The 23,707-nt window shown below is 70.7% G+C and carries 16 protein-coding genes and 1 tRNA gene; 16 read left to right on the top strand and 1 reads right to left on the bottom strand.

The genetic code is table 11. The annotated features are described in order from the left end of the window. Positions 1-36: 36 nt before the first annotated feature. Both FDM97_RS28310 and FDM97_RS28305 read left to right on the top strand, forming a co-directional pair. Positions 37-6,456 (top strand): RHS repeat domain-containing protein, encoded by a 6,420-nt coding sequence (locus tag FDM97_RS28310; protein ID WP_137993339.1) that lies wholly within the window; start codon positions 37-39, stop codon positions 6,454-6,456. 73 nt (positions 6,457-6,529) lie between these two features. Then, positions 6,530-6,961: a hypothetical protein gene (locus tag FDM97_RS28305; protein WP_137993338.1), complete on the top strand. Its 432-nt coding sequence runs from the start codon at positions 6,530-6,532 to the stop codon at positions 6,959-6,961. A 494-nt stretch (positions 6,962-7,455) separates the two neighbouring features. Here FDM97_RS28305 and FDM97_RS28300 read toward each other — a convergent pair. Then, positions 7,456-7,527: transfer RNA gene (locus FDM97_RS28300), tRNA-Arg, on the bottom strand. Positions 7,528-7,638: 111 nt separating this feature from the next. Here FDM97_RS28300 and FDM97_RS28295 point away from each other — a divergent pair. The 14 genes from FDM97_RS28295 (at position 7,639) to FDM97_RS28230 (ending at position 23,654) form a co-directional block, all read left to right on the top strand. After that, positions 7,639-8,163, top strand: coding sequence for a response regulator (locus FDM97_RS28295; protein ID WP_137993337.1), 525 nt, complete (start codon positions 7,639-7,641; stop codon positions 8,161-8,163). Between the two features lie 112 nt (positions 8,164-8,275). After that, positions 8,276-9,334, top strand: coding sequence for an ArgS-related anticodon-binding protein NrtL (gene nrtL / locus FDM97_RS28290; protein ID WP_137993336.1), 1,059 nt, complete (start codon positions 8,276-8,278; stop codon positions 9,332-9,334). 11 nt (positions 9,335-9,345) lie between these two features. Continuing rightward, on the top strand, positions 9,346-10,737 hold the full coding sequence (lysA, locus tag FDM97_RS28285; protein WP_137993335.1) for a diaminopimelate decarboxylase: 1,392 nt from the start codon (positions 9,346-9,348) through the stop codon (positions 10,735-10,737). A gap of 107 nt (positions 10,738-10,844) precedes the next feature. Next, a complete protein-coding gene (locus tag FDM97_RS28280; protein ID WP_137995073.1) occupies positions 10,845-12,143 on the top strand; it encodes a homoserine dehydrogenase in 1,299 nt (432 codons plus the stop codon). 6 nt (positions 12,144-12,149) lie between these two features. Then, the gene (thrC, locus tag FDM97_RS28275) at positions 12,150-13,220 is read left to right on the top strand and encodes a threonine synthase (RefSeq protein ID WP_137993334.1); all 1,071 of its coding nucleotides are present in this window, start codon (positions 12,150-12,152) and stop codon (positions 13,218-13,220) included. A 268-nt stretch (positions 13,221-13,488) separates the two neighbouring features. Continuing rightward, complete coding sequence (gene thrB, locus FDM97_RS28270; protein ID WP_137993333.1) at positions 13,489-14,406, top strand: homoserine kinase; 918 nt, start codon at positions 13,489-13,491, stop codon at positions 14,404-14,406. A 384-nt stretch (positions 14,407-14,790) separates the two neighbouring features. Then, positions 14,791-16,827 carry a transcription termination factor Rho gene (gene rho / locus FDM97_RS28265; protein WP_284440303.1) on the top strand — a complete coding sequence of 679 codons (2,037 nt, stop codon included), beginning with the start codon at positions 14,791-14,793 and terminating at the stop codon, positions 16,825-16,827. A 214-nt stretch (positions 16,828-17,041) separates the two neighbouring features. Beyond that, the gene (locus tag FDM97_RS28260) at positions 17,042-18,166 is read left to right on the top strand and encodes an LCP family protein (RefSeq protein ID WP_137993331.1); all 1,125 of its coding nucleotides are present in this window, start codon (positions 17,042-17,044) and stop codon (positions 18,164-18,166) included. 121 nt (positions 18,167-18,287) lie between these two features. Further along, positions 18,288-18,506 carry a 50S ribosomal protein L31 gene (rpmE, locus tag FDM97_RS28255; RefSeq protein WP_137993330.1) on the top strand — a complete coding sequence of 73 codons (219 nt, stop codon included), beginning with the start codon at positions 18,288-18,290 and terminating at the stop codon, positions 18,504-18,506. 113 nt (positions 18,507-18,619) lie between these two features. Next, positions 18,620-19,708 carry a peptide chain release factor 1 gene (gene prfA / locus FDM97_RS28250; protein WP_137993329.1) on the top strand — a complete coding sequence of 363 codons (1,089 nt, stop codon included), beginning with the start codon at positions 18,620-18,622 and terminating at the stop codon, positions 19,706-19,708. Positions 19,709-19,761: 53 nt separating this feature from the next. After that, entirely contained in the window at positions 19,762-20,607 is an 846-nt protein-coding gene (gene prmC, locus FDM97_RS28245; RefSeq protein ID WP_137993328.1) for a peptide chain release factor N(5)-glutamine methyltransferase, read from the top strand. A gap of 44 nt (positions 20,608-20,651) precedes the next feature. Continuing rightward, positions 20,652-21,299, top strand: a complete 648-nt coding sequence (locus FDM97_RS28240; RefSeq protein ID WP_137993327.1) for an L-threonylcarbamoyladenylate synthase — start codon at positions 20,652-20,654, stop codon at positions 21,297-21,299. Further along, positions 21,296-21,940, top strand: coding sequence for an arsenate reductase/protein-tyrosine-phosphatase family protein (locus FDM97_RS28235; protein ID WP_137993326.1), 645 nt, complete (start codon positions 21,296-21,298; stop codon positions 21,938-21,940). Before FDM97_RS28240 ends, FDM97_RS28235 begins: the two co-directional genes overlap by 4 nt. 466 nt (positions 21,941-22,406) lie before the next feature. Continuing rightward, positions 22,407-23,654 carry a serine hydroxymethyltransferase gene (locus FDM97_RS28230; RefSeq protein WP_137993325.1) on the top strand — a complete coding sequence of 416 codons (1,248 nt, stop codon included), beginning with the start codon at positions 22,407-22,409 and terminating at the stop codon, positions 23,652-23,654. Positions 23,655-23,707: the final 53 nt, after the last annotated feature.

Raw genomic sequence — 23,707 nt, 5'->3', positions numbered from 1 at the left:
CGGACCCGTTACGGCACCACGAAAGGAACCACCGGGTTGTCCAGACCCACGAGGCTGCCCCGAGCGGCCCGTATCCACCGGTATGTCGCCCTGGCGGCGGCCGCCTTGATGGCGGGCTCGCTCATACAGGCGGCGCCCGCCACAGCCCTGCCGGCCGGCACCGACCGTCCCGGCACGATCGACACGGACAAGCCCGTCGCGGGCCGCGCCCAGGGCATCGAGTCCCGGCGCGGCTCCGGTCTGCCGACCGGACCGCGGCGTGCCGCGCGCGACGAACTCCCGCGGGCCGGCTCGGCCACCGTCCACCTCGACGGTCCGACGAGCGCACAGGGCGTGATCGCCGGCGCCATCCTCGGCCGGTCCCGCTCCACCGCCCCGCTGCTCTCCGCCGCGAGGCCGGACGCCGTCGCCGCCCCGGGCCTGCCGGTCGGCCTGCGCCGCACTCCCGGAGCCGGCTCGACCGGTCCCGGCACCGCCGCCGTCCGCGTCCACACGTCCGAACAGGCCCGGGCCGCCGGCATCGACGGCCTGCTCCTGTCCCTGACCGGAACGTCCGGCACCACCGGCCGCGTCGACGTCACCGTCGACTACTCCTCGTTCGGCGAGGCCTTCGGCGGCGGCTACGGGCAGAGCCTGAGGCTGGTCTCGCTGCCCGCCTGCGCACTCACCACCCCCCAGCGGTCCGCGTGCCGCGAAGGCGTACCCCTGCCGGGTGGCAACGACACCGAGCGGCACTCGCTCTCCGCGACCGGGGTGCCACTCAAGTCCGCCGGCGCCCCGATGGTGCTCGCCGCCGTCGCAGCCGGCTCGGATTCCGGGACCGTCGGCGGCGACTACGGGGCCACGCCGCTGTCCTCGTCGGCGGCATGGCAGACGAGCCTGCAGACCGGCGACTTCTCCTGGTCGTACCCGCTCGCCCCACCGACCGTGCCAGGCGGGCTGGTGCCCAAGCTGGCTCTGGACTACTCCTCGGGCAGCGTGGACGGGCAGACCTCCGCGACCAACAACCAGGGTTCGTGGGTCGGCGCCGGCTTCGACATGAACACCGGATTCATCGAGCGGCGCTACAAGGCATGCTCGGAGGACGGAACGTGGAGCAAGGACGATGCCCCCGGTGACCTGTGCTGGGGCTACGACAACGCCACGATCTCCTTCAACGGGCGTGCCGGCGAACTGATCCCGACCGGCGCGGACACCTGGCGGATCCGCAACGACGACGGCACCCTGGTCCAGCGCCTGCGGGACGCGGCCACCACCGGGAACCGCGACGACGACGGCGAGTACTGGAAGGTGACCACCACCGACGGTCTCCAGTACTTCTTCGGCCGGAACCATCTGCCCGGCTGGGCCTCGGGGAAGCCCGAGACCAAGTCCACCTGGACGGTCCCGGTCTTCGGCAACAACACGGGCGAGCCCTGCAACAAGGCCACGTTCGCCGCGTCCTGGTGCCGTCAGGCCTGGCGGTGGAACCTGGACTACGTCGTCGACACCAACGGCAACGCCATGTCGTACTGGTACACGCCGGAGACCAACTCCTATGGCCGTAACCGGGTCGCCGCCGACGACACGCCCTACGAGCGGGGCGGCACCCTGCACCACATCGAGTACGGCCAGCGGTCCGACACCATGCTGACCGCCAAGGCCACCGGCCGGATCGACTTCGTCAATGCCGAGCGCTGCCTCGACACGGCCCCCGGTGCCTGCGATTCCGGCGAGATCGAGACGAACCCGAACCGGTGGGAGGACACGCCGTGGTACCTGAACTGCGCGAGCGCCACCGACTGTGACAAGGGGCGCTTCACCCCGAGCTTCTGGACCCGCAAGCGCCTGACGAAGATCACCACGCAGATCCTCCAGCCGTCCGGGAGCTATGCGGGCGCCGACGCCTGGCAGCTTTCCCATGCCTGGGGCGACGCGGACATCGACCGGTCGCTGCTGCTGACCTCCGTGCGGCACACCGGGCTGTCCGGCACGACCCCGATCGCGCTGCCCTCGGTCACCTTCGGCTACCGGCAGGACCCCAACCGGCTCGACCGGCTGGGCGACGGCATCGCCCCGTTCATCAAGTACCGGCTTTCCAACATCTCCGACGAGTCCGGCGGTTCCCTGGACGTGGCGTACTCCGCGCCCGACTGCTCCTTCGACGCGCTGCCGACCCCGGAGACCAACGCCACCCGCTGTTTCCCGCAGTACTGGCAGCCGCCAGGCGCGGCCGACCCGGTCCGCGAGTGGTTCAACAAGTATGTCGTCATGCAGGTCACCGCGACCGACCGCACCGGCGGCGCCGACGACATGGTGACCCGCTACTCCTACCTCGACGGCGCGGCCTGGCATTGGGCCGATGACGACGGCCTGACCAAGGAGAAGCACAAGACCTGGTCGCAGTGGAACGGCTACGGCCGGGTCGTCGTGGAGGCCGGTGGCTGGGACGGGATGCGTGCCAAGTCCGAGCACTGGTTCCTGCGCGGCATGGACGGAGACCGCAAGGGCCCGGACGGCGGCACCAAGGAGATCAGCGTCCCGGACGGTGCCGGCGGCACCCTCGTCGACCATGAGGCCCACCAGGGCTTCGAGTATCGGACCGCCACGTACGACGGTCCCACCGGCGCGGTCGAGTCCCGGGTGGTGAACACCCCGTGGCGCAAGGAGACCGCCAAGCGGGTACGTGACTGGGGCACCGTCACCGCCAACCTGACCGGCACCGGGGCCACACGCACCTGGGACCGCAAGCGAGACGGCACGTACCGGGAGACCGGAGTGCGCACCGAGTTCGACGGGTATGGCCGGGCCACCGCCGTCACCGACCTTGGCGAGCCCACCACCGGCGACGAGGAGTGCACCACCACCCAGTACGCGGACAACACGACGGCCTGGATTCTTGCCCTGCCCAAGCAGGTCGAGGTCCTCGACGTGGCCTGCGGGACGCCGGTGACCTATCCGGCGCACGTCCTGGCCCGGAAGCGGAACACCTACGACAAGCTCGCGTTCGGCGCGGCCCCCACCCGGGGTCTGGTCACTCGACAGGAGGAACTGACCGGCTGGGCCGGGACGACCCCGCGCTACCGGGCCACCGACAACGCCCACGACGGCTTCGGCCGCATCACCTCCACCACGGCGCCCGGTGGGTCCACCACCACAACGGTGTTCACCGCCGCGACCACCACCGCCCCGGGCACCGTCAAGGTCACAGGACCGGCGGCCGTCGTGGGCAACGCCGCGACCACCCAGACCGTCACCACCGAGTTCGACCCGGTCCGCTCGCTCACGACTGCCACCGTCGACGCCAACGGCAAGCGCAGCGAGGTCGAGTATGACGCCCTCGGCCGGCTCACCAAGGCCTGGCTGGCCAACCGGCCCAAGGGGTCGAGCCCCACCCCGAGCCTCGAGTACACCTACCGGATCGCCGAGGGCAAGATCGCCGCGATCGGAGCCAAGAAGCTCGCCAACGACGGCAGTCAGATCACCTCGTACATCCTGTACGACGGCTGGCTGCGGCCCCGCCAGTCGCAGTCCGCGGGCCCCGACGGCGGACGCCTGATCGACGACACCTTCTACGACGAGCGCGGCCTCGTCGAACGCGTCTTCGCCCCCTACTACGCTCTCGGCGCCCCGGAGCCGACGCTCTTCGGCGTCACCGCGCAGGGCGACATCGACACCCAGACCGTCCACCAGTACGACGGCCTGGGCCGGAACACCATGACCCGCACCCTGCGGGGCAACGGTGAGGGCACCGAGCTCAGCCGCACCACCACCTCCTACAGCGCCGACGTCGTGACCGTGGACCCGCCCGCGGGCTCCACCCCGACCGAGACGGTGCTCGACGCCGCCGGCAACACCACCGAACTGCGCGAGTTCAAGGGCTCCGCACCCACCGGCGCGTACGACAGCACGGCCTACGAGTACGACCGGGGCGGCCGGATCACCAAGGTCACCACCCCCGACAAGACGGTCCGCCGCTACGGCTACGACCTGCTGGGTCGCCAGACCTCCTCCGCCGACCCCGACTCGGGCGGCACCTCGATCACCTACGACGACCGGGATCGGGTCACCACCACCACCGACACCGGCCGCAAGAAGACGATCGCGTTCGTCTACGACGGCCTCGGCCGGCACACCGAGACCCGGGAGAACTCACCGACCGGCACGCTGCTGGCGTCCTGGACCTTCGACACGCTCCGCAAGGGCTACCTCACCTCGTCGACCCGCTACGTGGGCGGCGCGGGCGGAACCAAGTACACGCGGACGATCAACGCGTACGACAACCTGTACCGGCCTCTGCGCACCACGCTGAGCATCCCGAGTGCCGAGCCCGGGCTGGGCGGCACCACCCACCAGGTCAACACCACCTACAACCTCGACGGCACCTTGAAATCGTCGAGCCTCCCGGCGGCCGGCTCGCTGCCCGCCGAGGTGGTCACCCCTACCTACGACGCGCTGCAGCGCCTCGTCGCGATCGAGGGCCTGTCCACCTACCTGACGGGGGTCACCTACACCCACACGGGCAAGCCCCTGCAACTGGAGCTGTCCACAGGCGGCAAGAAGACCTGGGTCAGCAACACCTACGAGGCTGGCACCCAGCGGCTGGCCTCCAGCCGCACGGACCGCGAGGGGATCTCGGGCGTCGACCGCGCCGCCACATACGCTTACGATCCGTCCGGGAACGTCACCTCCGTCACCGACACCTCCCGGTCCGGGACGGACCGGCAGTGCTACCGCTACGACCATCTCCAGCGGTTGACGGAGGCCTGGACCCCACAGGGCGACTGCTCCGCCGACCCGGGCACCACCGCGCTCGGCGGACCGGCCCGGTACTGGCACTCGTACACGTACACCATCGGCGGCAACCGCGACACGGAGACGATCCACGACCCGGCGGGCGGCGGCCCCGGCGCCGACACCCGGCGCACCCACCGCTATGACGAGAACGGGAAGAACCAGCCCAACACACTGACGTCGGTGGTCTCCACCGGCGCGGTCACGGGAACCGACACGTACACGTACGACGGCGGTGGCAACACCGGCACCCGAGGCCTCGCGGGCAAGAGCGTCCAGACCCTGAACTGGGACACCGAGGGCAACCTGGCCTCGGTGGCGGACGCCACCGGTACCAGCGAATACCTGTACGACGCCGACGGCATGCGCCTGCTGCGCCGCCAGGCCGGCACGACCACCCTCTACCTCGGCGCTCAGGAGGTCACCTGGACCAAGGCGACGGGGAAGACCACGGCCCGCCGCAGCTATGACCTGGGCGGCGCCACCGCGGTCCGACAGGACGACGGCTCGGTCTCCTTCGTCGTCGCCGACCACCACGGCACCGGCGAACTGTCGATCAGGGCCGACACCCAGGCCCTCGTCCAGCGACGGACCCTGCCCTTCGGAGGACTCAGGGGCAACGCGACCGGAGCGTGGCCCACGGACCGGGGATTCGTCGGCGGCACCCAGGACACGACGGGCCTGACGCACCTCGGGGCCCGCGAATACGACCCGGCCCTGGGCCGGTTCGTCAGCGGGGACCCCCTCATGGACCTCAAGGACCCGCAACAGCTGAGCGGTTACGCCTACGGTCACAACAATCCGCTGCGCCGCAGCGATCCGTCGGGCAAGTACGACCCGGACGAACGCGACTGGTGCAACAAGAACCCGACGACCTGCGAGGGAGGCCGCTACAAGCCCAAGCCGAGCAAGCCGGGCAAGCCGAAGAAGAACGCGAATCCGGGCATGGACAAACCCCGGGCCCATATGCCGAAGGTGGAGAACCAGCGCCTCAAGGACATCGTGGAGGAGCTGTACATCCGCGAGTCGGTCGCCGACAAGGACGTCAAGGGCGACGGCAAGACCGGGACCGCGCTCATCGAGGAGCTGAACGAGGGCAAGCCCTTCGGCGGCAAGGGCGAGAAGTGGCACATCGAGAAGGCCATGGCCAAACTCGGCGGCCTGCGCGACCTGTTGGAGGACGACCGCAAGGCGAAGGTCAAGGACGGCAAGGGCATCCTCTCGGACGCCGACCGCAAGGTGGCGATGGACAACGCCAAGGAGTTGTGGACGGCCCTCAACTCCGACGACGTGACCGGGGCCGTCACCAAACGGGTCAAGGACAACCCGGTGCTGGAGAAGACCATGACCAACCTCCTCAAGACCGTCATCGCGGCGGAGTCGATGAGCGAGGTCACCGGTCAGAAGTTCGCCGTCCCGCCGAACCTGCACCCCAAGGCCCCGCAGCGGGCTGCGCCCAGCGGCGAGGCCGTCCAGGGACGCGGCTTCGCCAAGGGCTTCGGCGTCGTGGGCAGTGCCGCCGCCGTGGCCGGGTTCCCCGTCGACGTCTACAATTACGGCCTCAAGGAGGCGTCGAAACGTGCGGCCGAAGGCATCACCGACCCGTTCGACATGATCCCCGCCGGACAGGGCGCGGACTGCGTCTTCTTCGGTGACTGCTATGTCGTCAGGGAAGTAGCGTGACCCCGGGCCGCCGGACGGGGAGCGATTCCCCGTCCGGCGGCCCCCGCCATCGCCTTCCTCGGAGTACCCCACGATGCGCCCCATCACGAGTGACAACCTGTACACGACCCTGTTGCGGCACCTGCCCGAGGTGCTCCCGTACGTCGAGGTCGCGGCTGAGCGGCACGACCTGCGCGTCGCCGACGTCTCCCACTGGGAGCAGCTCAACACCCACCCGGGCACCCTGCTGTCCGAGGTACTCGCTTACCCGCTGTTCCTGCCCGCGCTCGCCGAGGGCCGGGACGGCGACTTCCTCACCCGCTGCTTCGCCTTTGTCGAGGCCCTCTTGGAGAGCCCGGGCGGATACCTTGAGGACACTGCTCACTACACGTTCATCGAGCCCTGCCTGAAGAGCCGCGAGATGCTGGGTCGGGCTCTGACCATGGCCCTTCCCCGCACCCGGCGGGAGTTGTGGGGGCTCATCGAAGGCTGGAACATCGAGCCGGATCCCGTCTGGCCGCGGTGACCACAGCGGCGGGCGCGTCGTGGTCAAGGGGGACGCGATCGTGGAAGGGGTCTCTCCTCCTTCAGCCACCTTGGCAGGAGGGAGATCCCTGTTCTGCTGCGCGTTCACCCCCTCGATGTTGGGATGTCTGCGTCGCTAAGGACCAGAGTTACTCACGTGGCTCCTGCTGCACACTGTGGTTCTGTGACGGAAACGACCCACCAGACCGCTTACGTTTCCCGGGCGTCCGGGCAGGTCACACGCGAATTCCGCACTGCTGAGCGACGGTCGCCCGCGGCGCTCTCAGAGGTCACCTTGGACGGGTGGGTGTGACGTCTGGGCGTCCGGCGCATCGGCTTTGACCTGCGAGAACCCGCGAGCCGACCACACCGGGCCCAGCGTCCGGCGCGCCATGACCGCCGAAGAGAGCAACGGTCGAAAGACCGTTTACGTTTTGGCATGTACGAGAAAGGGCCTGACCAGCGTTTCCGTAGGTCAGACCCTCTTTCCGGAAGTGCCCCCGGCAGGATTCGAACCTGCGCACACGGCTCCGGAGGCCGTTGCTCTATCCCCTGAGCTACGGGGGCGTCCGCCGCGTTCGGCGGCGACGGGTAGAACCCTACCAGCATCCGAGCCGTGCCTGTGAACAGGTATTTCCGTCGAGTCACCGACCCCTCGTTCCCCCTCACGGGTCGGAAGTGGGCAAAACCCGGACGCAGCCTCTTCCGGCGACCTACTCTCGTCGTGTGTCAGGCGTGTCCGGGCGGGTGCTCGTTGTCGATGACAACCGGGTGATCCGGCAGTTGATCAGGGTCAATCTCGAGCTTGAGGGCTTCGAGGTCGTGACCGCGGCCGATGGTGCCGAGTGTCTGGATGTCGTGCATCAGGTCTGTCCTGATGTCGTCACCCTCGACGTCGTCATGCCCCGGCTGGACGGGTTGCGTACCGCGGAGAGACTGCGGTCCGATCCGCGGACCAGTCACGTGCCCGTCGCGATCGTCAGTGCCTGTACGCAGTACGAGATGGACAGCGGCGTCGCCGCCGGGGTCGACGCGTTTCTGGCCAAGCCCTTCGAGCCCACCGAGCTCGTACGGGTCGTGCGGCAGCTCATGCACCGTGATGGGCGGGAGCGGGGAGAGCGGCGCGACGGACAGGAGGGGCCGTCGGGCGTCGACGGCAGACGTGGGGTCGGGCGCGCCGGGAGTCCGAGCGGGTCCCACTGAGCGAGGCCGGGGCCAGGGCCGGGGTCAGGGCAGGGGTCAGGGCAGAGGTCAGGGTGACCGCATCGCGAAACCGGTTCGCGTTCCCACCCCCCTTCTCCCATACGCTTGTCCCGTGACCCCCGCGGACCTCTCCCTCACCGTGCAGCACGCCGTGCGCCGTGCGGTCGACGAGGGTGCGCTGCGGGTCGCCGTTCCCCAGCACGTCAAGGTCGAGCGGCCCCGGCCCGGCGGGCGCGGGGACTACGCCAGCAGCATCGCGCTCAGCCTCGCCCGGGCCGCCGGGCATCCGCCCCTTCACGTCGCCGAGGTGCTCCGGCAGCGGCTGCTCGACCACCCCGGTCTCGAGCGCGTCGACGTCACCTCGCCCGGGTTCCTCAACTTCACCCTCCTCGCCGACGGACAGCAGGAGCTCGTACGCGCCGTCCTCCTCGCCGGCCCCGACTACGGCCGCCGGCCCCCCACCGGGCAGACCGCCCAGCCGAGCTACCGCGCCGACGTCCGGGCCGCCGTCACCGCCGACGCCGTACGGCGCATCCTCCTCTTCCAGGGGGACTTCGTCCGCGCCTCCTGCGAGACCTCCTGCGAGGACGCCGCCGACCCCGCATGGGCCCAGCTCGGCGTACGGGTCGAGGCCCAGGGCGCCCGCGACCGCGTCCCCGCCGACATCACGCCCCTCCCCGTCCCGTACACCGCGTCCGAGCTGCTCCGCCGGCTCGGGCGGGACGCCGCGCGCTGGGGGCTCCTCTCCGCCGCCGCGCACGACCGGGCCAAGCTCGGCGACGAGCTTCTCCGCCAGAGCGAGGGCAACCCCCTGTTCAGGGTCCAGTACGCCCACTCCCGTACCCGCGCCCTCGTACGGAACGCCCGGCAGATGGGGTTCGACAGCCGACCCGGCCATCACATCGAGGACGCCGAAGCGCTCACCCGCGCCCTCGGCGATCACCCCGCCGTCCTGGCCTCCGCCGCCCGCCTCCGCGCCCCCGACCGGGTCGCCCGGCACCTCGAAGCCACCGCCGACGCGCTGCTCGACTTCCAGCACACGGTCCTGCCCCTCGGCGACGAGAAACCCTCGGCCGCCCACCGCTCCCGGCTGGCGCTCGCCGAAGCCGCCGGGGTGGTGCTCGCCGGTGGCCTGTCCCTGCTCGGCATCAGTGCTCCCGACCAGATGTGAAAGATGCAGACATGAGCCGTTCCGCCCACCCCGCCGGGCCCCGTCACGCCGACGTCCTCCCCGAGGGGCACTACTCCGCCCCGCCCGCCGACCTCAACCGCCTCGACCCCAAGGTCTGGGCCCGCACCGTCGAGCGGAACGCGCAGGGCGTCGTGACCGTCGGGGGCCGGGGCGTCGACGAGCTCGCCGAGGAGTTCGGGACCCCCGCCTACTTCCTCGACGAGAGCGACTTCCGCGCCCGCTGCCGAGCCTGGGCCGACGCCTTCGGCAGCGACGCGGACGTGTTCTACGCGGGCAAGGCCTTTCTCTCCCGGGCCATCGTGCGGTGGCTCAAGGAGGAGGGGCTCAACCTCGACGTGTGTTCCGGTGGCGAGCTCACCACCGCCCTCGACGCCGGCATGCCCGCCGAGCGCATCGCCTTCCACGGGAACAACAAGAGTGAGGACGAGATTCGCAGGGCGGTGAGCGTCGGGGTCGGGCGCATCGTCCTCGACTCCTTCCAGGAGATCGTCCGCGTCGCCCACATCGCCGAGTCCCTCGGCAAGCGGCAGCGGGTCCAGATCCGCGTCACGGTCGGCGTCGAGGCGCACACGCACGAGTTCATCGCCACCGCCCACGAGGACCAGAAGTTCGGCATCGCCCTCGCCGGAGGCCAGGCCGCCGAAGCGGTGCGGCGGGCCCTCAGGCTCGACGGGCTCGAGCTCATCGGGATCCACTCGCACATCGGGTCCCAGATCTTCGACATGGCCGGCTTCGAGGTCTCCGCCCGGCGTGTGGTCCAGCTGCTCGCCGAGGTACGCGACGAGCACGGCGTCGAGCTGCCCGAGATCGACCTCGGCGGCGGCCTCGGCATCGCGTACACCTCCGACGACGACCCCCGTGAGCCGCACCACATCGCCAAGGCCCTCACCGAGATCGTGACGCGCGAGTGCGAGGCCGCCGGCCTGCGCACGCCCCGCATCTCCGTCGAGCCCGGCCGCGCCATCGTCGGGCCCACCGCCTTCACCCTCTACCGGGTCGGCACCGTCAAGCCCCTCGAAGGGCTGCGGACGTACGTCAGCGTCGACGGCGGCATGTCGGACAACATCCGCACCGCGCTGTACGACGCCGAGTACAGCGTCTCCCTGGTGTCGCGGACGAGTGACGCCGAGCCGATGCTCTCGCGCGTCGTCGGCAAGCACTGCGAGAGCGGGGACATCGTCGTCAAGGACGCGTTCCTGCCGTCCGACCTGGCGCCCGGCGACCTCATCGCCGTCCCGGCCACCGGCGCGTACTGCCGCTCCATGGCCAGCAACTACAACCACGCACTGCGCCCGCCCGTCGTCGCCGTCAGCGACGGCGAGGCGCGGGTGATCGTCCGGCGTGAGACGGAGGAAGATCTCCTGCGTCTCGATGTCGGGTGACGAAATAAGCGTCTCAGGATCCGGACGAGGGGCAGAAACCCTCGTCCGGTGAAGGAGACTGGTCCAACCGTAGAGATACGAAGTAGTACGAGAAACGAGGTCGGATGATGCGTACGCGTCCGCTGAAGGTGGCGCTGCTGGGCTGTGGTGTGGTCGGCTCAGAGGTGGCGCGCATCATGACGACGCACGCCGACGACCTCGCCGCGCGCATCGGCGCCCCGGTCGAGCTCGCCGGCGTGGCCGTCCGCCGCCCCGACAAGGTCCGTGAGGGCATCCCCGCGGAGCTGATCACCACCGACGCCACCGCCCTGGTCAAACGGGGCGACATCGACGTCGTCGTCGAGGTCATCGGCGGTGTCGAGCCGGCCCGCACCCTCATCACCACCGCCTTCGAGCACGGCGTCTCGGTCGTCTCCGCCAACAAGGCGCTCCTCGCCCAGGACGGCGCGAACCTCTACGCCTCCGCCGACCAGCACGGCCAGGACCTGTACTACGAGGCCGCCGTCGCGGGCGCCATCCCGCTCATCCGGCCGCTGCGCGAGTCCCTCGCCGGCGACAAGATCAACCGCGTGATGGGCATCGTCAACGGCACGACGAACTTCATCCTCGACAAGATGGACACCTCCGGCGCCGGATACTCCGAGGCGCTCGACGAGGCCACCGCGCTCGGGTACGCCGAGGCCGACCCGACCGCCGACGTCGAGGGCTTCGACGCCGCCGCCAAGGCCGCCATCCTCGCCGGGATCGCCTTCCACACGCGCGTACGTCTCGACGACGTCTACCGCGAGGGCATGACCGAGGTCACCGCCGCCGACTTCGCCTCCGCCAAGCGCATGGGCTGCACCATCAAGCTGCTCGCCATCTGCGAGCGCTCCGCCGACGGCGAGTCCGTCACCGCGCGCGTGCACCCCGCGATGATCCCGCTGAGCCACCCGCTCGCCTCCGTCCGCGAGGCCTACAACGCGGTCTTCGTCGAGGCCGAGGCCGCCGGCCGGCTCATGTTCTACGGCCCCGGCGCCGGCGGCGCTCCGACCGCCTCGGCCGTCCTCGGCGACCTCGTCGCCGTGTGCCGCAACAAGCTCAACGAGGCCACCGGCCCCGGCGAGTCCGCGTACACCCAGCTGCCCGTGAGCCCCATGGGCGAGGTCGTGACGCGGTACCACATCAGCCTCGACGTGGCCGACAAGCCTGGCGTGCTCGCCCAGGTCGCGACGGTCTTCGCCGAGCACGGCGTATCCATCGATACGGTGCGCCAGCAAGGTCGACCCGACGGCGGCGGCGAGGCCTCTCTCGTCGTCGTCACCCACCGCGCGCCCGACGCCGCCCTCTCCGGGACCGTCGAGGCGCTGCGCAAGCTCGACACCGTGCGCGGTGTCGCCAGCATCATGCGTGTTGAAGGGGAGTAAGGACCCATGACCAGCAAGGGCACCCACCAGTGGCGCGGCATCATCGAGGAGTACCGGGACCGCCTTCCGGTCACGGACGCGACACCGGTCGTCACGCTCCGTGAGGGTGGTACGCCGCTCGTTCCCGCTCAGGTCCTCTCCGAGCGCACGGGCTGCGAGGTGCACCTCAAGGTCGAGGGCGCCAACCCCACCGGTTCCTTCAAGGACCGCGGCATGACCATGGCCATCTCCAAGGCCAAGGAGGAAGGCGCGCAGGCCGTCATCTGCGCCTCCACCGGCAACACCTCGGCGTCCGCGGCGGCTTACGCGGTACGCGCCGGCATGGTCTCCGCCGTCCTCGTGCCGCAGGGCAAGATCGCGCTCGGCAAGATGGGGCAGGCCCTCGTGCACGGCGCGAAGATCCTCCAGGTCGACGGCAACTTCGACGACTGTCTGGACCTGGCCCGCGCGCTCTCGGACAACTACCCCGTCGCGCTGGTCAATTCGGTCAACCCGGTCCGTATCGAGGGCCAGAAGACCGCCGCGTTCGAGATCGTGGACATGCTGGGCGACGCCCCCGACATCCACGTCCTGCCCGTGGGCAACGCCGGCAACATCACGGCGTACTGGAAGGGGTACACCGAGTACGCCGCGGACGGCATGTCCACGCACCGCCCGCGCATGTGGGGCTTCCAGGCCTCCGGTTCGGCGCCGCTCGTGCGCGGCGAGGTCGTCAAGGACCCGTCGACCATCGCCACCGCGATCCGCATCGGCAACCCGGCCTCCTGGGACTACGCGATCGCCGCGCGGGACGAGTCCGGCGGCTTCATCGACGAGGTGACGGACCGTGAGATCCTGCGCGCCTACCGGCTGTTGGCCGCGCAGGAGGGCGTCTTCGTCGAGCCCGCCTCCGCCGCGTCCGTGGCCGGCCTGCTGAAGGCCGCCGAGCAGGGCAAGGTCGACCCGGGCCAGCGGATCGTCTGCACCGTCACCGGCAACGGCCTGAAGGACCCCGACTGGGCGGTCGCCGGAGCGCCCCAGCCGGTCACCGTCCCGGTCGACGCCGCGGCCGCCGCCGAGCGTCTCGGTCTGGCCTGATTCACCCCACCTGATCAGGGATCGCCCCCCGGGTGAAACCCGATCAGGAACGTACATAGGCGCACAGGAAGGCTCGCGACACGCATCGTGCGCCTCCTGTGCGCCCTATGTCGCCACAGAACCTTCCTTCGATAGGCTGTACCGAACCCGCCCCGTTGCATATGCGCGGTGTCGTTGCCGTTGTCGCCCCCGAGGCAGACGCGGCCCCCGGGTCTTGCGTACTTCTCTTGAAAACCCCGTAGTCAGAGTCAAGGAGAGTCATCGAGCGATGGCCGGTCCCGCGTTCCGCGCCGCCGCCGTACGGGTGCGCGTTCCCGCCACCAGCGCCAACCTCGGCCCGGGCTTCGACGCCTTCGGCCTGTCGCTGGGTCTCTACGACGACGTCGTCGTCCGGGTCGCCGACTCCGGGCTGCACATCGACATCGCCGGTGAGGGCGCCGACACGCTCCCGCGCGACGAGAGCCACCTGCTCGTACGCTCCCTGCGCACGGCCTTCGACCTGCTCGGCGGACAGCCGCGCGGCCTCGAGGTCGTCTGCGCCAACCGCATCCCGCACGGCCGCGGCCTCGGCTCCTCCTCCGCCGCCATCTGCGCCGGCATCGTCGCCGCCCGCGCCGTGACCATAGGCGGCGACGCCCGCCTCGACGAGGCCGCCCTGCTCGAGCTCGCCACCGAGATCGAGGGGCACCCCGACAACGTCGCCGCCTGTCTGCTCGGCGGCTTCACGCTCGCCTGGACAGAGTCCGGTGCCGCGCGGGCGATCAGGATGGATCCCTCGGATTCCATCGTTCCGGTGGTTTTCGTCCCCGGAAAGCCCGTACTGACCGAGACCGCCCGCGGTCTGCTGCCGCGCACCGTCCCGCACGTCGACGCCGCGGCCAACGCCGGGCGGGCCGCGCTCCTGGTGGAGGCGCTGACGCGCCGCCCCGAGCTGCTGCTCGCGGCCACCGAGGACCGGCTGCACCAGGAGTACCGGGCTCCCGCGATGCCCGAGAGCATCGCCCTTGTGAACCGACTGCGGGCGGACGGAGTCCCCGCGGTCATCTCCGGCGCGGGCCCCACGGTGCTCGCGCTGGCCGAACACGGGACGGCCGACAAGGTCGCCCGGCTGGCGGGAGAGGGATGGGCCGCGAACCGGCTCGACCTCGACGTGTCCGGAGCGAGTGTTCTTCCGCTCGCTTCCTAGAGGCACGGGATTGCCGGTGATGGAGAGGGGGAATGTTTGTTGGAGCCGGTAGTGTTAACCTCAAGTCTGCACCCGACGTTTTTGTGGCGCGGTGCGGAGTGTCCCCATCAGGGACCACCCATTCTTCCGGGAGCCTCCCCAACTGCCTGAGCAGCCTGCCTGAGCAGTTTCGAGCACGCTCCGGAACCGGCACGACACCCCTCGCTCTTCCCATGTGAGGGCCGAGCAGGGGGCCTCGGGCCGGACCCACAGCACGTTTTTTCTCTTCCGCCGTACCCGGCGGGACCACCGCCCCGACACGGACCACAAGCCAGGACCGTCGTCGGACAGCACAACCGGTCGCCGAGCCAGATGGCCGACGTCCGCTCCAGGGAAGGACCCTTCGTGAGCGACACCACCGATCTGATGGGCGTGACTGCCGACAACAGTGTCGACGCCGCCGCGCCCGCCGCAGGTGCTGCCACTGGCACCACCGCACGGCGCCGCCGCTCCGGCACCGGCCTCGAGGGCATGGTCCTGGCCGAGCTGCAGCAGGTCGCGTCCGGCCTCGGCATCAGGGGCACCGCGCGGATGCGCAAGAGCCAGCTGATCGAGGTCATCAAGGAGGCGCAGGCCGGAGGGGGCTCCGCCCCCGCCAAGGCCGCCGCCGACACGGCTGACACCAAGCCGAAGCGCCGAGCCACCTCCAAGGCCCGTACGGCCGAGACGGCGGACGAGACCGCCGCCCCCAAGGCGGAGAAGGCCGAGAAGGCCGTCGCCCAGCAGCAGATCGACATTCCCGGTCAGCCCGCCAGCGACGACCAGCCGGTCGGCGAGCGCCGCCGCCGCCGGGCCACCGCGCCCGCCGGCAGCCCCGAGGGCGAGGCCAAGGCCGAGTCCGCGCAGGCCGTGAAGACCGAGACCAAGGTCGAGGCCCGTGCGGAGTCCCGCACCGAGGCCCGTACCGACGCCGCCGAGGCCAAGGGCGAGAGCGCCGTCGACACCGCCGAGGGCCGTGGTCGCCGTGACCGCGGCGAGCGGGGCGAGCGCGGGGACCGCCGTGACCGCGGCGACCGTCAGCGCGACCGCCGTGACCGCGGCAAGGGCGACGAGCAGCAGGGCGGTGGCCAGGGCGGCCAGCGCCAGCAGCGTCAGGGCCAGCAGGGCGGCCAGCAGGCCGGCCCGCAGGACGAGGACGACTTCGAGGGCGGCCGCCGGGGCCGTCGCGGCCGCTACCGCGACCGTCGTGGCCGTCGTGGCCGTGACGACTTCGCGACCGGCGAGCCGCAGGTCTCCGAGGACGACGTCCTGATCCCCGTCGCGGGCATCCTGGACATCCTCGACAACTACGCGTTCATCCGGACCTCCGGCTACCTGCCCGGCCCGAACGACGTGTACGTCTCCCTCGCCCAGGTCCGCAAGAACGGCCTGCGCAAGGGTGACCACGTCACCGGCGCCGTGCGTCAGCCGAAGGAGGGCGAGCGCCGCGAGAAGTTCAACGCGCTGGTCCGGCTGGACTCCGCGAACGGCATGGCCGCCGAATCCGGCCGTGGCCGCCCGGAGTTCAACAAGCTGACCCCGCTCTACCCGCAGGACCGGCTCCGTCTGGAGACCGACCCGGGCGTGCTGACCACGCGGATCATCGACCTCGTGTCGCCGATCGGCAAGGGCCAGCGAGGCCTGATCGTGGCCCCGCCGAAGACCGGCAAGACCATGATCATGCAGGCGATCGCCAACGCGATCACCCACAACAACCCCGAGTGCCACCTGATGGTCGTCCTGGTCGACGAGCGTCCGGAAGAGGTCACCGACATGCAGCGGTCGGTCAAGGGCGAGGTCATCTCCTCGACCTTCGACCGCCCGGCCGAGGACCACACCACGGTCGCCGAGCTGGCCATCGAGCGCGCCAAGCGTCTCGTGGAGCTGGGTCACGACGTGGTCGTCCTGCTCGACTCGATCACCCGCCTGGGCCGCGCGTACAACCTCGCGGCGCCCGCCTCCGGCCGCATCCTGTCCGGTGGTGTCGACTCGACCGCGCTCTACCCGCCGAAGCGCTTCTTCGGTGCCGCGCGCAACATCGAGGACGGCGGCTCGCTGACCATCCTGGCCACCGCGCTGGTCGACACCGGCTCGCGCATGGACGAGGTGATCTTCGAGGAGTTCAAGGGCACCGGCAACATGGAGCTCAAGCTCGACCGGAAGCTCGCCGACAAGCGCATCTTCCCGGCCGTCGACGTCGACGCCTCGGGTACGCGTAAGGAAGAGATCCTGCTCGGCAGCGACGAGCTCGCCGTCACCTGGAAGCTGCGCCGCGTGCTGCACGCGCTCGACCAGCAGCAGGCGATCGAGCTCCTGCTCGACAAGATGAAGCAGACGAAGTCGAACGGCGAGTTCCTTCTGCAGATCCAGAAGACGACCCCCGGCTCCGGCAACAACGACTGACGAGAGATCTCCGTCACACGAGGGGATCCCGGCCTCCGGGCCGTGATCCCGTCGTGACCTGCGTAAACCACCGCGCCCACCGTGCCCCGCACGGTGGGCGCGGTGCGTTTCGGACCGTAGCGGTCCGTCGCTCATCGAAACCTCACAGCCTCGTATGCAACCCTTTCGGGTGTTTCGCCGTCACATAAGGTGAACCGAGGACCTGAGGTAGCAGATGACCGAGCAGAGCAAGGGCGGCCGAATACGGGGCAACGGCCGCCGCCGCAAGCGGCCCGCCACGGGCCGCCGCTGGGGAGCCGTCGCCGCCTGGAGCGCGGCCGTGCTCGTCCTGGCCGGCGGCACCGGGTTCGGTTACGTCTACTTCAAGCTCAACGGCAACCTCGAGGGCGTCGACATCAACGCGCGGCTCGGCAACGACCGCCCCGAGAACGTCGACAACGGCTCGATGGACATCCTCGTCCTCGGCTCCGACTCGCGCTCCGGCGACAACGGCGCGTACGGCAAGGACGAGGGCGGCGCCCGCTCCGACACCGCGATGGTCGTCCACGTCTACGAGGGCCACAAGAAGGCGAGCGTCGTCTCCATCCCGCGCGACACCCTCGTCGAGCGCCCGAAGTGCACCGACGAGAAGGGCGCGTCCGTCGCCGGCGAGAAGCGGGCGATGTTCAACACCGCGTACGAGGCCGGCGGCCCGGCCTGCGCCGTGAAGACGATCGAGTCGATGTCCGGCATCCGCATGGACCACTACATCGAGGTCGACTTCACCGGCTTCAAGAAGCTGATCGACAAGCTCGGCGGCGTGGAGATCACCACCACCCAGCGCATCAAGGACTCCAAGAGCCACCTCGACCTCGCCCCGGGCTCCCACACCCTCGACGGCGAGCAGTCCCTCGGCCTGGTCCGCACCCGCAAGAGCGTCGGTGACGGCAGCGACCTCGGCCGCATCCAGCTCCAGCAGGCCTTCATCAAGGCGTTCATCGACCAGGTCAAGGACGTCGGCGTCCTCGGCAACCCCAAGAAGCTCCTGGACATCGCCGACACCGCCACCAAGGCCATCACGCCCGACTCCGAGCTCGACTCCGTGAACGAGCTGATGAGCTTCGCCAGGGGACTCTCCGGGCTCGGCGCCGAGGACGTCCACATGATCACCATGCCGGTCGAGTACGACCCCGCCGACCCGAACCGGGTCATACCGCTGGAAGCCCAGTCCCGGCAGGTCTGGCAGGCGCTCAAGGCGGACCTGCCGATCCCCGCCTCCGCGACGAAGGACGCCGCCACCGGCAAGGCCGACGGCATCGTGAAACAGCGCGGGAAGGTCCGGAGCGCGGCGCCGGAATAGTTTCACCCTGGACCCGGTTTTGGGAGATACGGCCGGTCCTGGCAGACTGGTACGTCGGCCCCGGTTCACGCACGCGCATCCCGCGCGGCGACCCGGTGCCCTCCCGAAACTAGGAGACACCTTGAAGCGCGAGATCCACCCCGAGTACGTCGAGACCCAGGTCAGCTGCACCTGCGGCGCGTCGTTCACCACCCGTAGCACCCTCACCGACGGCACCATCCGTGCCGAGGTCTGCTCCGAGTGCCACCCGTTCTACACGGGCAAGCAGAAGATCCTCGACACCGGCGGCCGTGTCGCCCGCTTCGAGGCCCGCTTCGGCAAGGCTGCGGCCAAGAAGTAGCACGTCACTGCGCCGGTCCTTGGTCGCTCCCGCACGGGGCACCCGGACCGGCGCTTTGCCGTCCCTACGCAGTCTTCACGCAGCAGCCCTTCACCAATCACCAGGAGCACCCGATGTTCGAAGCGGTCGAGGAACTGGTCGGCGAGCACGCCGACCTCGAGAAGAAGCTCGCCGACCCTTCGGTCCACTCCGACCAGGCGAACGCGCGCAAGCTCAACAAGCGTTACGCGGAGTTGACCCCGATCATCGGCACGTACAAGGCGTGGAAGCAGTCGGCTGACGACATCGAGACGGCCAAGGAGCTGGCCGCCGACGACCCCGACTATGCTGCCGAGTTCGCTCAGGAGGTCAAGGAGCTGGAGAAGCAGCGCGAGGAGCTCACCGACAAGCTGCGGCTGCTGCTCGTCCCGCGCGACCCCAGCGACGACAAGGACGTCATCCTGGAGATCAAGGCCGGCGCGGGCGGCGACGAGTCCGCCCTCTTCGCCGGCGACCTGCTGCGGATGTATCTGCGCTACGCCGAGCGCGTCGGCTGGAAGACCGAGATCATCGACTCCACCGAGTCCGAGCTCGGCGGCTACAAGGACGTCCAGGTCGCGGTGAAGACCAAGGGCGGCAACGGCGCGACCGAGCCCGGCCAGGGCGTCTGGGCGCGGCTGAAGTACGAGGGCGGGGTGCACCGCGTGCAGCGCGTGCCCGCCACCGAGTCGGCCGGCCGGATCCACACCTCCGCGGCGGGTGTCCTCGTGACCCCCGAGGCCGAGGAGATCGACGTCGAGATCCACCAGAACGACCTGCGCATCGACGTGTACCGCTCGTCCGGTCCCGGCGGGCAGTCCGTCAACACCACCGACTCCGCGGTCCGCATCACGCACCTGCCGACCGGCATCGTCGCCTCCTGCCAGAACGAGAAGAGCCAGCTCCAGAACAAGGAGCAGGCCATGCGTATCCTCCGTTCCCGGCTGCTCGCCGCTGCCCAGGAGAAGGCCGAGGCCGAGGCCGCCGACGCCCGTCGCAGCCAGGTCCGTACCGTCGACCGGTCCGAGAAGATCCGGACGTACAACTACCCGGAAAACCGGATCTCGGACCACCGCGTCGGCTTCAAGGCGTACAACTTGGACCAGGTGCTCGACGGCGACCTGGACGCGATGATCCAGGCCTGCGTCGACGCCGACTCCGCCGCGAAGCTCGCCGCGGCGTAGGTCCCGCGTTCCGAAAGCCCCACCCCGTACGTCCCGTACCACGGAGGACCAGCGTGAACCTGCTGCTTGCCGAGGTGGCCCAGGCCACCCAGCGGCTGGCCGACGCCGGCGTTCCCTCACCGCGTTTCGACGCGGAGGAGCTCGCCGCGTTCGTGCACGGCGTCAAGCGGGGGGAGCTGCACAACGTCAGGGACGCGGACTTCGACGCCCGCTACTGGGAGGCGGTCGCCCGCCGCGAGGCGCGCGAGCCGCTCCAGCACATCACCGGCCGGGCGTTCTTCCGCTATCTGGAGCTCCAGGTCGGGCCGGGCGTCTTCGTGCCGCGTCCGGAGACCGAGTCGGTCGTCGGCTGGGCCATAGACGCCGTACGGGCCATGGACGTCGTCGAGCCGCTGATCGTCGACCTGTGCACCGGCTCGGGCGCGATCGCGCTCGCCATGGCGCAGGAAGTGCCGCGCTCGCGCGTGCACGCCGTGGAGCTCTCCGACGACGCGCTGGTGTGGACCCGTAAGAACGCCGAGGGCTCGCGGGTCACCGTCCACCAGGGCGACGCGCTGAGCGCGCTGCCGGAGCTCGACGGCCAGGTCGACCTGGTCATCTCCAACCCGCCGTACATCCCGCTCACCGAGTGGGAGTACGTGGCGCCCGAGGCGCGCGACCACGACCCGGAGATGGCGCTGTTCTCCGGCGAGGACGGCCTCGACACCATCCGGGGCATCGAGCGCACCGCGCACCGGCTGCTGCGCCCGGGGGGCCTCGTCGTGATCGAGCACGCGGACACCCAGGGCGGCCAGGTGCCGTGGATCTTCAACGAGGAGGCCGGCTGGGCGGACGCCGCCGACCACCCCGACCTGAACAACAGGCCGCGCTTCGCGACCGCCCGCAAGGCAATGCCATGACCCAGGCAATGACCCCGCACGACGCGTACCAGGAGGACCGCTAGATGGCTCGGCGATACGACTGCAACGAGGCGACCGACCGTGTGACCGGTCTGCGTGAGGCCGCGTCCGCCGTGCGCCGTGGCGAGCTGGTCGTGCTGCCCACCGACACCGTGTACGGGATCGGTGCGGACGCCTTCAGCTCGGAGGCGGTCGCGGACCTGCTGGAGGCCAAGGGGCGGGGCCGCAACATGCCCACGCCCGTCCTGATCGGCTCGCCGAACACGCTGCACGGGCTCGTCACGGACTTCTCCGAGCAGGCGTGGGAGCTCGTGGACGCGTTCTGGCCGGGCGCGCTGACCCTGGTCGCGAAGCACCAGCCGTCGCTGCAGTGGGACCTGGGGGACACCCGCGGGACCGTGGCGATCCGTATGCCGCTGCACCCGGTCGCGATCGAGCTGCTCACCGAGGTCGGCCCGATGGCCGTCTCCTCGGCGAACCTCACGGGCCACCCCGCGCCGGAGGACTGCGACGCCGCGCAGGGCATGCTGGGCGACTCCGTCTCCGTCTACCTGGACGGCGGCCCCACCCCCGGGATCGTCCCGTCGTCGATCGTGGACGTCACCGGCAAGGTGCCCGTCCTGCTGCGCGAGGGCGCGCTGTCCCCGGAGGAGCTCCGCAAGGTCGTACCCGACCTCGAGGTGGCCAATTGACCGCCCCTGAGGGGCGTGGCATAGCGGGGCACGAGAGCAGTTCCTTCCGCATTCTCCACGTCAGCACCGGCAACGTCTGCCGCTCGCCGATCACCGAGCGGCTGACCCGCCATGCCCTGAGCGACCGCCTGGGCGACCCCCGGGGCGGCGGCCTGATCGTGGAGAGCGCGGGCACGTGGGGCCACGAGGGGGCCCCGATGGAGGCCAACGCCGAGCTGGTCCTCGCCGACTTCGGCGCGGACTACAGCGGCTTCGTGGGCCGCGAGCTCCTCGACGAGCACGTCATCCGCGCGGACCTGGTCCTGACGGCGACCCGCGACCACCGGGCGCAGGTCATCTCGATGGGCCACTCGGCGGGTCTGCGCACCTTCACCCTGAAGGAGTTCACCCGCCTCGTCCGGGCGATAGACCCGGCGACGCTGCCGGACCCCCTGGGCGACGGCATGGTCGAGCGCGCACGCGCCCTGGTGCGCGCGGCGGCGGCTCTACGCGGGTGGCTGCTGGCCCCGAGCGTGGAGGCGGACGAGGTGAACGACCCGTACGGCGCGCCGATCACGTTCTTCCGCTCGATCGGCGAGGAGATCAACACGGCGCTGGACCCGGTGGTGACGGCGCTGACGGGTGTGCCTGCGCGGCGTTGACGGCGGGCGGGCGGGCTGCCCACGTCCGTCGGCCGGAGGCCGGCGCAGCGGCGCGATGCCTGGGAGGCCCCCTGGGGCCGAGCAGTGCGAGGGGCGCGTCGGGGAATGGGCTCAACACGGCGCTGGACCCTGTGGTGACGGCGCTGACGGGTGTGCCTGCGCGGCGTTGACGACGGGCGGGCGGGCTGCCCACGTCCGTCGGCCGGAGGCCGGCGCAGCGGCGCGATGCCTGGGAGGCTCCCTGGGGCCGAGCAGTGCGAGGGGCGCGTCGGGGAATGGGCTCAACACGGCGCTGGACCCGGTGGTGACGGCGCTGACGGGTGTGCCCGCGCGGCGTTGACGACGGGCGGGTCGGGGTGCGGTGGGGCGTGGGGCCATCCGGCCCAGGACGCGGGTGAACAGCGGGCAAACCCGTGCCCGCGCGCCTACATTGGAGCTGAAGCCCAGCCCACGCCTGGAGCCACACATGCCGGTCACCGCTCCCCCCGATGAGGATCTCGATCTCCTGCGCCGGCAGGACCCGGAGATCGCCGACGTGCTGCTCGGGGAGGTGCGCCGGCAGGCCGACAGTCTGCAGCTGATCGCCGCCGAGAACTTCACCTCGCCCGCCGTCCTCGCCGCCCTCGGCTCCGCGCTCGCCAACAAGTACGCCGAGGGCTATCCCGGCGCCCGTCACCACGGTGGCTGCGAGTTCGCCGACGCCGCCGAGCGGATCGCCGTCGACCGCGCCAAGGCCCTCTTCGGCGCCCAGCACGCGAACGTCCAGCCCCACTCCGGCTCCTCCGCCGTCCTCGCCGCCTACGCGGCCCTCCTGCGGCCCGGAGACACCGTCCTGGCCATGGGCCTGGAACACGGCGGCCATCTCACCCACGGCTCGCCCGCCAACTTCTCCGGCCGCTGGTTCGAGTTCGTGCCCTACGGCGTCGACGCCGAGACCGGGCTCATCGACTACGAGCAGCTCGCCGCCCTCGCCCGCCACCACCGCCCCAAGGCGATCGTCTGCGGCTCCATCTCTTACCCCCGCCACATCGACTACGCGCTCTTCCGCGAGATCGCCGACGACGCCAACGCCTATCTCATCGCCGACGCCGCCCACCCCATCGGCCTCGTCGCCGGGGGAGCGGCCCCCAGTCCCGTCCCGTACGCCGACGTCGTCTGCGCCACCACCCACAAGGTGCTCCGAGGTCCCCGCGGCGGGATGATCCTCTGCGGCGGCGAGCTCGCCGGCCGCGTCGACCGGGCGGTCTTCCCGTTCACCCAGGGCGGCGCCCAGATGCACACCATCGCCGCCAAGGCCGTCGCCTTCGGCGAGGCGTCCACCCCCGCCTTCGCCACGTACGCCCATCAGGTGGTCGCGCACGCCCGTGTCCTCGCCGAGGCGCTCTCCGCCGAGGGCTTCGCCATCACCACCGGCGGCACCGACACCCACCTGATCACCGCCGACCCCGCACCCCTCGGCATCGACGGCCGCACCGCCCGGATGCGGCTCGCCGCCGCCGGGATGGTTCTCGACACCTGCGCCCTGCCGTACGGGGACGGGCGCGGCATCCGTCTCGGCACCGCCGCCCTGACCACCCAGGGAATGGGCACCCGGGAGATGGCCAGGATCGCCGCCTTGTTCACGATCGCGCTACGGGACGACCCCGAGGAAACGGCCCGCGTACGCGCCGAAGTACGCGAGCTGGCCGGGCGATTTCCCCCGTATGGACGGTAAGGAGAGCCCCAGCGCAACCATCCTCCGCGCTCGTATGTCCTCAAGCACATGGA

The organism is Streptomyces vilmorinianum, from assembly GCF_005517195.1.
GTDB classification, from domain to species: domain Bacteria; phylum Actinomycetota; class Actinomycetes; order Streptomycetales; family Streptomycetaceae; genus Streptomyces; species Streptomyces vilmorinianum.
The sequence above is the reverse complement of the archived record's forward strand: the minus strand, read 5'-3'. Positions and strand labels throughout refer to the sequence as shown.

Bases quoted from the DNA above. Each gene is read 5' to 3' on its own strand.
- prfA (WP_137993329.1), top strand. From the start codon at position 18,620: ATGTTCGAAGCGGTCGAGGAACTGGTCGGCGAGCACGCCGACCTCGAG.
- lysA (WP_137993335.1), top strand. From the start codon at position 9,346: ATGAGCCGTTCCGCCCACCCCGCCGGGCCCCGTCACGCCGACGTCCTC.
- thrB (WP_137993333.1), top strand. From the start codon at position 13,489: ATGGCCGGTCCCGCGTTCCGCGCCGCCGCCGTACGGGTGCGCGTTCCC.
- FDM97_RS28280 (WP_137995073.1), top strand. From the start codon at position 10,845: ATGCGTACGCGTCCGCTGAAGGTGGCGCTGCTGGGCTGTGGTGTGGTC.
- FDM97_RS28260 (WP_137993331.1), top strand. From the start codon at position 17,042: ATGACCGAGCAGAGCAAGGGCGGCCGAATACGGGGCAACGGCCGCCGC.
- FDM97_RS28305 (WP_137993338.1), top strand. From the start codon at position 6,530: ATGCGCCCCATCACGAGTGACAACCTGTACACGACCCTGTTGCGGCAC.
- FDM97_RS28240 (WP_137993327.1), top strand. From the start codon at position 20,652: ATGGCTCGGCGATACGACTGCAACGAGGCGACCGACCGTGTGACCGGT.
- thrC (WP_137993334.1), top strand. From the start codon at position 12,150: ATGACCAGCAAGGGCACCCACCAGTGGCGCGGCATCATCGAGGAGTAC.
- FDM97_RS28230 (WP_137993325.1), top strand. From the start codon at position 22,407: ATGCCGGTCACCGCTCCCCCCGATGAGGATCTCGATCTCCTGCGCCGG.